General features: G+C 72.4%; 13 protein-coding genes. 7 read left to right on the top strand and 6 right to left on the bottom strand.

Going from position 1 to position 12949, the window contains the following annotated elements:
* Positions 1-77: 77 nt before the first annotated feature.
* From OG788_RS05825 to OG788_RS05815, 3 genes are all read right to left on the bottom strand, one after another.
* Entirely contained in the window at positions 78-1442 is a 1365-nt protein-coding gene (locus tag OG788_RS05825) for a glutamate decarboxylase (protein ID WP_406369387.1), read from the bottom strand.
* A gap of 328 nt (positions 1443-1770) precedes the next feature.
* A complete protein-coding gene (locus OG788_RS05820; RefSeq protein ID WP_351541952.1) occupies positions 1771-2214 on the bottom strand; it encodes an SPW repeat protein in 444 nt (147 codons plus the stop codon).
* Between the two features lie 183 nt (positions 2215-2397).
* Positions 2398-3000, bottom strand: coding sequence for a TetR/AcrR family transcriptional regulator (locus OG788_RS05815; protein ID WP_406369386.1), 603 nt, complete (start codon positions 2998-3000; stop codon positions 2398-2400).
* A gap of 124 nt (positions 3001-3124) precedes the next feature.
* Here OG788_RS05815 and OG788_RS05810 point away from each other — a divergent pair, with 124 nt between their 5' ends.
* From OG788_RS05810 to OG788_RS05785, 6 genes are all read left to right on the top strand, one after another.
* Positions 3125-3961 carry an MBL fold metallo-hydrolase gene (locus OG788_RS05810; protein WP_406369385.1) on the top strand — a complete coding sequence of 279 codons (837 nt, stop codon included), beginning with the start codon at positions 3125-3127 and terminating at the stop codon, positions 3959-3961.
* Between the two features lie 199 nt (positions 3962-4160).
* Positions 4161-5441 carry an NAD(P)/FAD-dependent oxidoreductase gene (locus OG788_RS05805; RefSeq protein WP_406376679.1) on the top strand — a complete coding sequence of 427 codons (1281 nt, stop codon included), beginning with the start codon at positions 4161-4163 and terminating at the stop codon, positions 5439-5441.
* Entirely contained in the window at positions 5441-6169 is a 729-nt protein-coding gene (locus OG788_RS05800; protein ID WP_406376678.1) for a DUF1365 domain-containing protein, read from the top strand. Before OG788_RS05805 ends, OG788_RS05800 begins: the two co-directional genes overlap by 1 nt.
* Positions 6166-7434, top strand: coding sequence for a class I SAM-dependent methyltransferase (locus OG788_RS05795; protein WP_406369384.1), 1269 nt, complete (start codon positions 6166-6168; stop codon positions 7432-7434). The genes OG788_RS05800 and OG788_RS05795 overlap by 4 nt, the downstream gene beginning before the upstream one ends.
* Positions 7431-8750 (top strand): class I SAM-dependent methyltransferase, encoded by a 1320-nt coding sequence (locus OG788_RS05790; protein WP_406369383.1) that lies wholly within the window; start codon positions 7431-7433, stop codon positions 8748-8750. The genes OG788_RS05795 and OG788_RS05790 overlap by 4 nt, the downstream gene beginning before the upstream one ends.
* Positions 8747-9553 (top strand): DUF1295 domain-containing protein, encoded by an 807-nt coding sequence (locus OG788_RS05785; protein WP_406369382.1) that lies wholly within the window; start codon positions 8747-8749, stop codon positions 9551-9553. Before OG788_RS05790 ends, OG788_RS05785 begins: the two co-directional genes overlap by 4 nt.
* 129 nt (positions 9554-9682) lie before the next feature.
* On the opposite strand, the gene OG788_RS05780 is transcribed toward OG788_RS05785, so the two are convergent.
* From OG788_RS05780 to OG788_RS05770, 3 genes are all read right to left on the bottom strand, one after another.
* The gene (locus OG788_RS05780) at positions 9683-10438 is read right to left on the bottom strand and encodes an anti-sigma factor domain-containing protein (RefSeq protein WP_406369381.1); all 756 of its coding nucleotides are present in this window, start codon (positions 10436-10438) and stop codon (positions 9683-9685) included.
* Positions 10435-11019 carry a sigma-70 family RNA polymerase sigma factor gene (locus OG788_RS05775; RefSeq protein ID WP_406369380.1) on the bottom strand — a complete coding sequence of 195 codons (585 nt, stop codon included), beginning with the start codon at positions 11017-11019 and terminating at the stop codon, positions 10435-10437. The genes OG788_RS05780 and OG788_RS05775 overlap by 4 nt, the downstream gene beginning before the upstream one ends.
* Positions 11020-11178: 159 nt before the next feature.
* Positions 11179-11796 carry a sigma-70 family RNA polymerase sigma factor gene (locus OG788_RS05770; RefSeq protein WP_351541942.1) on the bottom strand — a complete coding sequence of 206 codons (618 nt, stop codon included), beginning with the start codon at positions 11794-11796 and terminating at the stop codon, positions 11179-11181.
* Between the two features lie 111 nt (positions 11797-11907).
* On the opposite strand from OG788_RS05770, the gene OG788_RS05765 reads away from it, so the two are divergent.
* A complete protein-coding gene (locus tag OG788_RS05765) occupies positions 11908-12906 on the top strand; it encodes a MerR family transcriptional regulator (protein WP_406369379.1) in 999 nt (332 codons plus the stop codon).
* Positions 12907-12949: the final 43 nt, after the last annotated feature.

The raw sequence follows: 12949 nt of genomic DNA, 5'->3' as shown, positions 1-12949 counted from the left end.
CCACGCATCGGACGCACCTGAGTCCCTTCCCGGTAAGGGAAGGGACTCAGAGGCCAAGCTGTTGACCGCCGCGTGCGTCAGTAGCCGGTGCCGCGCTTGACCTGGGCCCGCTCGACCTCGTGGGTCGCACCCTTGCTGTCCAGAGTCCGGCACGCGTCGGCGATGTCCTGGCCCAGGCGGTCGATCTGCTCGCGGCTGAGGGTCTCCTTGACCAGGGCGCGCATGATCTTCACCTTCTCCGCGTTGGGCGGGAGCGTGTACGCCGGCACCATCCAGCCGCGCTCGGCCGAGAGTTGCCAGGCGAGGTCGGACTCGTCGTAGGAGTGCTTGCCGGCGAGGCGGAAGGCGACCAGCGGCAGTTGCTCGAGGTCGCCGCCGATCACTTCGAAGCGGCCGCTGCTGCGCAGGTTGTCCGCCAGCGCGTGGGCGTTCTCCTGCATCATCTTCATGACGTAGGTGTAGCCCTGGCGGCCGAGCCGGACGAAGTTGTAGTACTGCGCGAGCACCATCGAGGCGCCGGTGGAGAAGTTCAGTGTGAAGGTCGCGTCGGTCTTGCCCAGGTAGTTCTCCTGGAACACGAGGTGCTGGGCCAGGTCGGACTCCTCGCGGAAGACCAGCCAGCCGATGCCGGGGTAGACCAGGCCGTACTTGTGTCCCGAGACGTTGATGGAGCGGACCTGCTCGAGCCGGAAGTCCCATTTGGAGTCCGGGTAGAGGAAGGGCCACACGAACGCCCCGCTGGCGCCGTCGACGTGGATCGGGATGTCGAGGTCCCGCTCCTTGCGGACCTCCCGCAGGAGCTTGTCGATCCCGACGACGTCGTCCTTGTGGCCGGTGAACGTGGTGCCGAGGACCGCGACGACCCCGATCGTGTTCTCGTCGAGGTGGGGCTCCACGTCCTCCGGGCCGATCGTGTACTTGCCCTCGGCGAGCGGCATGATCCGCGGTTCGACGTCGAAGTAGCGGCAGAACTTCTCCCACACGACGTGGACGTCTCCGCCGAAGACCAGGTTGGGCCGGTCGACCGGCAGATTGGCTGCCTGACGGCGCTCGCGCCACTTCCACTTCAGGGACAGCGCGCCGAGCATGATCGCCTCGGAGGAGCCCTGGGTCCGGCATCCGGTTGTCCTGCCCGGCGCGTGGAACAGGTCGGCGAGCATGCGTACGCAACGCTGCTCGATCTCGGCGGAGATGGGGTATTCCGCGTGATCGATGAAGTTGCGGTGGAGGTTCTCGGCGATGATCCGCTGAGCCTCCGGCTCCATCCAGGTGGTGACGAAGGTGGCGAGGTTGCGCTGCGGGTCACCCTCCATCGCGAGGTCCGCGTCCAGCAGTCGCATGGCGTCCGTCGCGGCCATGCCTCCCTCGGGGAAGCTCTCCGAGGGGGCCGGTGCGGTCAGGAATCGGTTACCGAACAGGGCCGCGTCGTCGCGCTTAGTCATGAGGCGATTCAAACAGTGCCGGAACCTGCCCCGGTGAGGGACACGCCGCACCCGTGCGGCTACGAGGGTGTTGCAAGCTCGGTCGTGATCCGGTCGCTCACCGAACTGCGACGCGCCCGCCGCATACGGCAGCCCTCCCACGGGGTTGCCGAAGAGCATGACCGCGATGACGGTCACGAGGTTCGGGGCGCCGAGGAGTTTTTTGCAGGACGGTCCGTAACGGAGCCCTGTCGCGTTTCTGGTGCGTGTAGACGGCGGGGCGAGCTCGCCAGGTCGCCCCGCCGTGCTACTTCTGTCGACACCGGGTGCCCGGACCTCGGCTCCGGGGCTACAACCGGTTGCCGCTGTTTCTGTTGGCCGTGAGCGCGCACAGGGCGCCGAGCACGACGGCCAGGGCGCCGATGATGATGCTGTTGAGCGCGACTCCGGTGTCCGGGCTGTTGCCGACGATCCACGGCGAGATGATCATCCAGGTGCCCATCGCGCAGATCGCCCAGCTCAGGCCGTACATTCTCCCCGGCGTGACGGTGAATCCCAGAGCCAGCACGCCGATGGCGATTCCCATGATGAGGTTGTGCGTCGCCAGGTCGGGCTGGCTCGTCGTGTAGTGGAGTACCCACGGGGACACGGCGCAGTACAGGCCGAGCAGGAACACCGGCCCGTCCACGAGCGCCACGTCGCGACCACCGATCACGCGCTCGTACCGCGCGCGCATCTCGGATGCATCCGGGTGGCTGGTGATGTCGCCACCGGCATGTGAGACGTCGGCCATGACTCGTCTCCTTCGATCTGGTCCGATCTCCACGGCCCGACCGCGCCCGAAGCGCTGCGCGGTCGGCGCCGCGCACGACCATTCTGCGCTTATTTCATCCTTATGTGTAGAGGCGTCGCTTACCTGACCATCGGGGCGACCGGACCGGCGGGCCCGTCGCTCCGCCGGGCCGGCGAGGCTGTGTCAGGGGGCGATGAGCAGGCGGGCGATGGCGCGGCGCGTCCGGGTCGGCGCCTGGGGGTCGCGGTGCAGCTGGATCGACTGGTCGGCCGCGAGGACCACTCCGCCCAGCTCGAAGACGAGCTGGTCCACATCGGTGCGCTCGGGGAGCTGGCCGGTCTCGACCGCCGTGGTCAGTTCCGCCGAGACGTACGCCGTCCACGCGTCCAGCGCGGCCAGGACCGCGTCGCGGACCGGGCCGGGGCGGCCGTCGAACTCGCTCGCCACCGAGGTGAGGAAGCAGCCCCCGTGCCCTTCGTCCTCGGCCATGTAGGCGATCCATTCGTCGAAGGCGCGCGCCAGCCGCTCCGTGCCGGGCCTGGCTCCGACGGCTCGCGCCGGAACCCGCAGCCTGAACCGCTCGACCGCCGCGTCCAGCACGGCGAGCTGGAGCGCCTCCTTGCTGCCGAAGTGGCCGATCACGCCGGCCTTGCTCATCGCCAGGTCGGTGGCGAGGCGTCCGATGGTGAGGCCTTCCAGGCCTTCGGCGGAGGCCAGCGAGAGGGCGCTCCCGATGATCCGGTCGCGGGTGGCTGCGGTTTCGGCGACGGACTTGCGCGGGCTCATGCGGCCAGCTTAACCTAACGACCGTTCGCTATTAGCTTACGAACGTTCGTTATCTATAGCGCACCCCAGTACAGCTCCGTGCCGGTGCCAGGGGGCATCCACGGACGCCCGAAGGGACTCACTCGTGAAGATCCACCACCTGAACTGCGGTTCCCTGCGAACGATCGACAGCGCGGAGGGGAGTCTCCCCGCGGTGTGCCACTGCCTGCTCGTCGAAACGGACCGCGACGGCCTCGTCCTGGTCGAGAGCGGCATCGGTACGGCCGATGTGGCACGGCCCGAGGAGAGCCTCGGCGCGGACTTCCTCGGCCGCGCCCAGCCGGTCCTGGACCTCGCCGAGACCGCGCTGCACCAGGTCACCGCCCTCGGCTTCCGGCCCGAGGACGTACGGCACATCGTGCTCAGCCATCTCGACCTCGACCACGCCGGCGGTCTGCCCGACTTCCCCTGGGCCAAGGTCCATCTGAGCGAGGCCGAGCACCGCGCGGCCATGGCGGCACCCGGCGCCCACCCCGAGGACCGCGTCCGCTACCGTCCGGCCCAGTGGGCGCACCGGCCGCACTGGGTCACGTACGCGGAGCCCTCGGGGGACCCCTGGTTCGGGTTCGACGCGGTCCGCCCGCTGGAGGGCCTGGACGCGGAGATCCTGCTCGTCCCGCTCGGCGGGCACACCCGGGGCCACAGCGCGACAGCCGTCCGGGACGCCGGGCGCTGGCTCCTGCACTGCGGTGACGCCTACTACTTCCACCGCGAGATCGACCCCGACCGCCCCCAGGGCCACCCCGGCATGGACATCCTCCAGCAGATCACCGAGGTGGACCGGCCCCTGCGGCTCGCCAACCACGCCCGGCTGCGCGAACTGGTCCGCCTGCACGGCGACGAGGTCGACGTCCTCAGCGCCCACGACCCCTGGGAACTGGCCCGGTACACGGGCGGGGCGGGGGGCACGGGCACCCGGTGAGGGGGCGACCCGGCGCCTGAGGTCCACCGGTCACGGCGTCCTCCGGCCGCCTCCTCACCCGATCGAAGGATGATCGCTCCCCGGCCAATCCGTCGAGGCCCCAGCTCCGGAATACCTCCGAGAGCTCCGGCAGGGAGCCGGCGGGAGGAAACCGATGAGGAACAGGTCCGCGGACGCTTCGGACGGCGGCGCCGGGCACATGGGGCGGGAACGGCAGGGGGCGCGCCGGCGTACGGCCGTCATCGGCGGGGGAGTGGCCGGTCTCACCGCCGCGCACGTGCTCAGCCGCGTGGGGCCCGTGGCGCTCTACGAGGCGGACGACCGGCTCGGCGGACACGCGCACACCCACGACCTGACCTCGTCCGACGGGCGCCTGCACCGCGTCGACTCGGGCTTCATCGTGCACAACCACCGCACCTACCCGAACCTGCTGCGGCTGTTCGCCGAACTCGGCGTCGCCACCCAGGAGTCCGAGATGAGCATGTCGGTGCGGTGCGAGGGATGCGGACTCGAATACGCGGGCGCGCGCGGCCCCGCAGGCCTGTTCGCCCGGCCGCGCAACGCGCTGCGCGGCTCCTATCTGCGGATGCTCGCCGAGGTGCCGGCCTTCCACCGCGCTGCCCGCCGCCTGCTGGCCGAGGGCCGCGAAGACACCCTCACCCTGGGCGAGTTCCTGGCCTGGCAGCGCTTCTCGCCCTATTTCATCCGGCACTTCATGACCCCGCTCGTCTCCGCTGTCTGGTCCTGCGACGCGGCCACCGCCCGCCGCTACCCCGCCGCCTATCTGTTCCGCTTCATGGAGCACCACGGCATGCTCTCGGTGGGCGACTCGCCGGTCTGGCGCACGGTGACGGGCGGCTCCCGCTCCTACGTCGACCAACTGGCCAAACAGCTCGACGCGGTGCACACCTCCACCCCGGTCCGGGCCGTGCGCCGCCACGCCGACGGGGTGGAGATCACCACCGAGGACGGCACCACCGCCTCGTACGGCTCCGTGGTGATCGCGGTCCATCCCGACCAGGCTCTGCGGCTGCTCGCGGACCCCGGCCCGGCCGAGCGCGAGGTGCTCGGAGCCTTCCGCTACTCACGCAACACCACCCTCCTGCACACCGACACGGCACTCCTGCCGCGCGCCACCGGGGCCCGCGCCTCCTGGAACTACCTGATGCCGGACTGCTGCACCGACGCGGACCGGGTCCGGGTCAGCTACGACATGAACCGCCTCCAGCGGCTGGACGCGCCCGAGACCTATGTCGTCACCCTGGGCGGCGAGGACCGCGTCGACCCGTCCCGGGTCCTGGCCCGCATGGAGTACGAACACCCCGTCTACACGCCCGAGTCCGTCGCGGCGCAACGCCGACTCCCGCAGCTCAACAGCCCGGTGACCGCGTACGCGGGCGCCTATCACGGATGGGGCTTCCACGAGGACGGCTGCCGGTCCGGCGTCGAGGCCGCCGCCGCGCTGGGGGTGACCTGGTGATCGACACCCCCGCCCTCTATCCCTGCACGGTCGCACACATACGCACCGCACCCACCCGGTACGGGCTGCGCCACCGGACCTACATGTGGCTGACGGACCCCGACCGTCCGCCCGAACTGCCCCGTCTCCTGCGCCCGTTGGCCAGATTCGATCCCCGCGACCACTTCGACGGCGACCAGCCGAGCATCCGGGCGGCCCTGGACCGCTTCCTCGCCTCGCACGGCATCGACCTGCGCGGCGGCCCGGTGGTGATGCTCGCCCACGCCCGGGTCCTCGGCCACGTCTTCAACCCGCTGACCCTGTACTGGTGTCACGACCCCGACGGCACGGCGCGATGCGTCGTCGCCGAGGTGCACAACACCTACGGCGAACGGCACTCCTATCTGCTGCGCCCCGACGACACCGGGACCGCGCGGACACGCAAGGAGTTCTACGTCTCGCCGTTCTTCCCCGTCGACGGCGCGTACCGGATGCGGCTGCCCAGGCCCGGCAGCCGACTCGACCTGACGGTCCATCTGGAACGCGAGGGCGCCCGGCCCTTCACCGCCACCGTCCGCGGGACCCGCCGGGCCGCGGGCGTCGGCGCGCTGCTGCGCCAGGCCCTGCGCAACCCGTGGTCCACCGCCGCCGTGTCCGCCGCCATCCGGCTGCACGGCATCCGCCTCTATCTGCGCGGACTGCCCGTCCAGCCCCGCACCCCTCACCGAGCCCAGGAGAACGTGAAATGAGGACTGCCGAGTCCTGCCCCGTCGCGGCACCACGACAGGACACCGACCCGGACCGCTGGCCGGACGTGCTGACGCCGCCGGACACCTCGCGGGCCCGCACCGCCGTCACCCGGGCCCTGCTGCGCCGGGCGCTGGAACGCCTGCCCCTGCAGGCCCGGTTCGCCGATGGCACCCGCGTCGGTACGGGCGGCCCCGTCATCGAGATCCACGACCCGGCAGCCTTCCACCGCCGCATCGGCGCCCAGGGCCTCATCGGCTTCGGCGAGTCCTACATGGCGGGGGAGTGGGACGCGCCCGACCTCGTCGCCGCGCTCACCGTGCTCGCAGGGAACGCGGCACAACTCGTCCCGGCCCCGCTCCAGAAGCTGCGGGGACTGTGGGCGATGAGCCGGCCCGACGTCCAGCGCAACACCCCTACGGGCGCCCGCGACAACATCAGCCGCCACTACGACCTCTCCAACGACCTGTTCGCGCTCTTCCTCGACGACACCCTCAGCTACTCGGCGGCCCTCTTCCGGGGCTTCCCCGCCACCTGGTCCCTCCTGGCCACCGCGCAACACCGCAAGATCGACCGCCTGCTGGACCTCGCCGAGGTCGGACCCGGCACCCGGCTCCTCGAGATCGGCACCGGCTGGGGAGAGTTGGCGATACGCGCCGCCGCGCGCGGGGCCCAGGTCACCTCGCTCACCCTCTCCCGGGAACAACGGGCCCTGGCCCGCGAGCGGGTACGAGCGGCAGGACTCGACGACCGGGTGAGCATCGAGCTGTGCGACTACCGCGAGGCCGGAGGCACGTACGACGCCGTGGTCAGCGTCGAGATGATCGAGGCGGTCGGCGAGGAGTTCTGGCCCGTCTACTTCGCCACCCTCGACGCACGCCTCGCCCCCGGCGGACGCGTCGCGCTCCAGGCGATCACCATGCCGCACGACCGCATGCTCGCCTCCCGCGACACCTTCACCTGGATCCAGAAGTACATCTTCCCCGGCGGACTGCTGCCCTCCGTGGATGCGGTGGACGAGGTGAGCCGAGCCCACACCTCCCTGCGCGTCACCCGCAGGGACGGCTTCGGGGCGCACTACGCGGAGACCCTGCGCCTGTGGCGCGAACGGTTCACCGAGCGGGCGGACGAGGTCGCCGCGCTCGGCTTCGACGAGACCTTCCGCCGCATGTGGACCTTCTACCTCGCCTACTCCGAAGCCGGGTTCCGCTCCGGCTATCTGGACGTCCAGCAGTACCTGTTCACGAAGGAGGACCCCACCCCATGAGCACCGCGCCCGCCGCCCGCACCGCTCGACGCGGCGCCGCCCACCGGCTCGCCGCACTGGCCGAGGACGCGCTCGGCGGACCGCTCCCGCTGCGGCTGCGCGCCTGGGACGGCAGCGAGTCCGGACCGCCCGGCACCCCCGTCGTGGTGGTGCGTTCACGACGTGCCCTCAGGCGGCTGCTCTGGCAGCCCGGGGAACTCGGCCTGGCCCAGGCCTACATCACACGCGAACTCGACGTCGAGGGCGACCTCGCACAGGCCCTCCGGGTGATGTGGGCCGCCGTACGCGAACGCGGTCTGCACACACCCCGCCTCACGCTCGCCGACCGGGCCCACGCCGCCGGGGCGGCCCTGCGCCTCGGGGCGGTCGGACCCCGGCCCGCGACCCCCGCCTCACAGGCACGCCTGCGCGGCGGCCTGCACAGCAGGTCCCGCGACCGGGCCGCCATCAGCCACCACTACGACCTGTCGAACGCGTTCTACCGCCTGCTCCTCGACGACACCATGGCCTACTCCAGCGGCTACTGGACGAGCGACGACCCCGCCTTCGGCCCCGCCGACGCCCAGCGCGCCAAGCTGGAGCTGATCTGCCGCAAGCTCGGTCTGGTACCGGGAGCCCGGCTCCTCGACATCGGATGCGGCTGGGGCTCCCTCACCCTGTACGCGGCCGAGGAGCACAAGACGCAGGCCACCGCGGTCACGTTGGCCGCGGAACAGGCGGCGTACCTGCGCGAGCAGGTGCGGGAGCGCCGACTGGAGCACCTGGTCGACGTGGTGTGCCAGGACTACCGGGACATCGAGGGAGGCGCCTACGACGCGGTCGCCACGGTCGAGATGGGCGAACACGTCGGCGACGCCGAGTACCCGGCCTTCGCCGCCTCCCTGCGCCGGCTGGTGCGTCCCCAGGGGCGCGTTCTCGTGCAGCAGATGTCCCGCGGATCCGTCGCCCCGGGCGGCGGCGCGTTCATCGAGGCGTACATCGCCCCCGACATGCACATGCGGCCCCTGGGCGAGACCGTCGGACTCCTGGAGGGCGCAGGTCTCGAGGTGCGCTCCGTGGAATCGCTGCGCGAGCACTACGTCCGGACGGTCGCGGCCTGGCACCGCACCCTGGAGGAGCGCTGGGACGACTTCGTGCGGCTCGTCGGGGAGGAGACGGCGCGCGTGTGGCGGCTCTACCTCGTCGGCGGGGCGCTCGCCTTCGAGGAGCGCCGCATGGGCCTCGACCAGATCCTGAGCGTGCGGCCCACCCCCGCCGGGATCAGCGGCATGCCCGCCGTCCCGCGCGCCTGGTACCCGGACACGGACGAGCGATGAGCGGCTTCCCCTGGGGCGCGTTCGCCCAGAACCTCGCTCTCGCGGCCGCCGCGGCTCTCGCCGTCATGCTCGCCACCTTCGTCGTCGCCGTACGCAAGGGCCTGCACCGGATCGTGGACGTCGCCTGGGGGGTCGGGTTCACCGCGGTCGCCCTCGTCACGTTCCTGGCATCCGCCGGGGAGGGCGACGACGCGCGGCGCGTGCTGGTCACGGTCCTCACCTCGGTGTGGGGACTGCGGCTGGCCGCGCACATCGCGCGGCGCGGCCGGGGGCACGGCGAGGACCCGCGCTACGAAGCCCTGCTGGCCAAGGCCCCCGGCAGCCGTGACCTCTACGCCCTGCGCGTGGTGTACCTCCTGCAAGGGGCACTGGTGTGGCTGGTGTCGCTGCCGGTCCAGGCCGCGCAGTACGTGCCGGGGCCGCTGACCGCCTTCGCCTGGGCGGGCACCGCGCTGTGGGCGGTCGGCCTGTTCTTCGAGGCGGTGGGCGACGCCCAGCTCGCCCGCTTCAAGGCCGACCCCGCCCACCGCGGCCGCGTCATGGACCGCGGACTGTGGAGCTGGACCCGCCACCCCAACTACTTCGGCGACTTCTGCGTGTGGTGGGGCCTGTTCCTGCTCGCCTGCGACAGCGCGCCGTCGGCGGCGGTGTCGGTGGTGTCGCCGCTGGTGATGAGTTACCTCCTCATCAGCGGAAGCGGAAAGCCGATGCTGGAGCGCCACATGGCCGAGCGTCCGGGCTTTCGCGAGTACGCGGCGCGCACCAGCGGCTTCTTTCCGCGGCCGCCGAGGCGTCACGGCTGACCCGCTCCGGAATTCCCTGCCCGGCACCGCGGCGTCGCCTGTGGGTCCCCTCCCGCCGGAGGGGACCCACAGGCGGTACGGCGAGCACCTCGTGCCCTTCACCGGTGCAGTGGGCGAGGGCACGAACGCTCAGGCGGGGAAACTCAGCAGAGCCACCGGATCGGAGGTGGGTTCGGCCGAACCGCCGGCCGGCTCCACCGTGATCCCCATGCCGGACGCGCCGTCGACGGAGCCCTCCATGAGCACCGCCTCGGTGGTGCGGCCGGGGTCCATCAGCCCGGCGGACCGCATGGAGCCGGCGTCGGCGAACCACAGCTGGTAGACCTTGCCGCTCGGCGGCCTCGCCATCCGCGACGCGATGAACACGGCCTGGTCCCGGCTCTTGGACACCACGACCGTTCCGCTCGCCCCGTCCCCCAGCGTCGCCGTACGCGACCTGGCGTCGGGGGCGGCGAGGACCGCGGCCACCTCGTTCGTGCGCCGCTCGGCCTGCCGGGCCTGCTCCTGGGCGTCCTGGGCGCGCTCGTGCTGCCATGCCGCCGTACCCCCCAACGCGGCAGCGGCGGCCAGGACGGCGGCCAGCGCCCACCGCGCGGGCCGACGCACGCGGCGGGTGCCGGCGCGTCGGGGCGCCGTCAGGGGAATCGTGCGCGGCCCCTCCTGGCGGACCGTGGTGATCCGTCGCATGACCTGGTCCTTGAGGGCCGGGCCCGGCGACGTGGTGACGGCCAGGCCCAGCCGCGCGGCCGTGGCGGTCAGTTCCCGGACCTCCTGCGCACAGGCCTCGCAGTCCGCGGCGTGCCGCTCGAACCGTTCCCGTTCGTCGTCGGCCAGCGCGTGCAGCGCGTACGCGCCGGTCAGCGTGTGCAGGTCCATCGTGGTCACGCCGTCACCCCCAGGCAGTCACGCAGTCGGATCAGGCCGTCGCGCAGGCGGGTCTTGACCGTGCCGAGGGGAAGCGTGAGCAGCTCCGCCACCTCCCGGTAGGTCAGTCCGCGGTAGTAGGCCAACGTCACCGTCTGGCGCTGGAGCTCCGTCAGGGTGCGCAGACAGCGCCGTACCTGCTCACGTTCCAGACGCGCCTCGACCTGCTCGATCACCTCGTCGAACTCGGGCGTCCGGTCGAGGAGAGCGGCCTTGTGCTCCCGCGCCGCCGAGGCCTCGACCGAGCGCACCCGGTCCACGGACCGCTGGTGGGCGAGGGTGAGGACCCAGTTCGTCACCGACCCGCGCTCGGGCCGGTAGCGGGCGGCGGTCCGCCACACCTCGACCAGCACCTCCTGGGTGACCTCCTCCGACTGCGCCCGGTCGCGCAGCACCCTGCGCACGACGCCGAGGACGGGACCCGCCACGACGTCGTAGAGCGAGGCGAACGCCTGCTGGTCGCCCCGGGCGACCCGGGCCATGAGATCCGGCAGGTCCGGCTCCGCAGACGGGTTTCTCCCGATCTCCACGGCTTCCTTCACGGTGTGAGTCCTCCAGGACGCGTTGACGGTTCGGAAGTGATCCGAAGCAGGTCGGGCGGCGGATTGGCCCGGGGCCGGAAAGATCCGGACGGGCCGGGACGCGTCACGACGGTGCGCCGGGGCACGGGCGGTCCGCGGAACACGGCGCGCGGTCGGCGTTCAGACCTCCGCGGCCGACCGCAGGCCGTCGCGCAACTGGTGCAGACCGCGTCGGGAGTGGCTCTTGACCGTGCCCAGCGGCAGGCCGGTGCGCTGCGCGATCTGCGTCTGCGTGAGGTCCTCGTAGAACGCGAGGTGCAGCACCCGGCGCTGCGGTGTGGGGAGCTTGGCCAGCTCGTGCCGGACCAGGACCCGGTCGAGCGCCGCTTCGGGCCGGGCCCGCGTGTCGTCGGCGAGGACCAGGAGGGCGCCGGCCGCACCGACCAGTTCGGTGCGCCGGGTCCGCGCGGACAGCGCGTCGGCGATCTTGCGCCGGGTGATGCCGACGAGCCAGCCGGCGAGTGTGCCGCGCTCCGGGCGATAGCCCCGCCCGCCCCGCCACACGGCGAGGAACACCTGCTGGGTGACGTCCTCGGCTTCGCGCGGGTCGCCCAGCGAGCGTCGGGCGAGCGTGTGGACGAGGGGGGCCCAGCGCCGGTACGCGGCGGCGATCGAGGCCTCGTCCCCGTCGATGATGCCCCGCGCCAGGTCCGCGTCCGCGATCGCGTCCGTGATCGTGTCCGGGATCGCGTCCGCGGGCTCTGCGGTCCGCTGTTCGACGGTCGGATCTGCGCTCATGGCCACGGCTCCTCGCTCCGGGCGCCTTCTGCGGCGGGCCCGTGAACCCATCGTGTGAACGAGGGGACAGAGGCGACAACTCGCATCGTTTCTGCGTCGTATAGTCGCCGTATGGGTGAGAGCCGGGCGGATCAGGGGCGGGGACCGGGCACGGGATCCGCCGAGGCCGGTGTCACCACCGGTGCGCTGGCCCGTCGCCTCGGAGTCTCACCCACCACCCTGCGGTCCTGGGACCGCCGGTACGGCGTGGGGCCCGCGGTCCGTTCCGACGGACGGCACCGCCGCTGGACGCCCCAGGACGTCGCGATGCTCGAGGAGATGTGCCGGCTGACCTCGGCGGGAGTGCCGCCCGCCGAGGCGGCCAGGGCGGCGAAGGGCGGGGCCGACCCGGTCGCGCCCGAGGCCGATGCCCCCGCCGGGCCGGACGATCCCCGTTCGAGGGCGGCCGGAGCGCTGCCCCTCGGTGACGCCCGGCAGGAGTGCAAGGGTCTCGCGCGCGCCGCCGTACGCCTCGACGCGCCCTCTGTGGACGACCAGTTGACCTCCCTCGTCACACGGCACGGCGTGGTCGTCGGCTGGGAGGAGGTGATGGTGCCGACCCTGCACGCGGTGGGGCGCAAGTGGGAGTCCGCCGGGGACCGTTACGTGGAGGTGGAGCACCTGCTGTCCTGGCACATCTCCCGAGTGCTGCACCGCGCCCCCGGACCGGCGGCGCCCGGAGTGCCGGCCGCCGGCGCGGGACCCGTGGTGCTGGCCTGCGTGCCGGGCGAACAGCACTGCCTGCCGCTCGAGGCGCTGCACGCGGGGCTCGTCGAACAGGGCCTGCCCACCCGGATGTTCGGCCCCGCGGTGCCCCCGGAGGCACTGACCGCGGCGGTGCGGCGGCTGGGGCCGGTCGCCGTCGTGCTGTGGTCCCAGACCCGTTCCACCGCCGACCGCCCGCTGGCCCGGCACATCGCCGCCACCGCCTGGGGCGTCAAGGGCGCCCGCAGTCATCCCGCCGTCCTCCTGGGCGGCCCCGGCTGGGCCGGACGCGCGGAGCCGGGCATGCTCCGGCCGCCGGGACTGCGGGACGCGCTCACCACGCTGGCGGGTCTGGCCGGCGGCTGAACCGGCCGCCGCTCACCGGGCCGCCCGCGTCACCGCCGTACCG

The organism is Streptomyces sp. NBC_00647 (genome assembly GCF_045207245.1).
Taxonomy (GTDB): Bacteria; Actinomycetota; Actinomycetes; order Streptomycetales; family Streptomycetaceae; genus Streptomyces.
This window is presented reverse-complemented; position numbering and strand designations above follow the sequence as displayed.

Excerpts from the sequence above, each read along its gene's own strand:
- OG788_RS05825 (WP_406369387.1), bottom strand. The coding sequence starts at position 1,442 with ATGACTAAGCGCGACGACGCGGCCCTGTTCGGTAACCGATTCCTGACC.
- OG788_RS05820 (WP_351541952.1), bottom strand. The coding sequence starts at position 2,214 with ATGGCCGACGTCTCACATGCCGGTGGCGACATCACCAGCCACCCGGAT.
- OG788_RS05815 (WP_406369386.1), bottom strand. The coding sequence starts at position 3,000 with ATGAGCCCGCGCAAGTCCGTCGCCGAAACCGCAGCCACCCGCGACCGG.
- OG788_RS05805 (WP_406376679.1), top strand. The coding sequence starts at position 4,161 with ATGGGGCGGGAACGGCAGGGGGCGCGCCGGCGTACGGCCGTCATCGGC.
- OG788_RS05795 (WP_406369384.1), top strand. The coding sequence starts at position 6,166 with ATGAGGACTGCCGAGTCCTGCCCCGTCGCGGCACCACGACAGGACACC.
- OG788_RS05790 (WP_406369383.1), top strand. The coding sequence starts at position 7,431 with ATGAGCACCGCGCCCGCCGCCCGCACCGCTCGACGCGGCGCCGCCCAC.
- OG788_RS05785 (WP_406369382.1), top strand. The coding sequence starts at position 8,747 with ATGAGCGGCTTCCCCTGGGGCGCGTTCGCCCAGAACCTCGCTCTCGCG.
- OG788_RS05770 (WP_351541942.1), bottom strand. The coding sequence starts at position 11,796 with ATGAGCGCAGATCCGACCGTCGAACAGCGGACCGCAGAGCCCGCGGAC.
- OG788_RS05765 (WP_406369379.1), top strand. The coding sequence starts at position 11,908 with ATGGGTGAGAGCCGGGCGGATCAGGGGCGGGGACCGGGCACGGGATCC.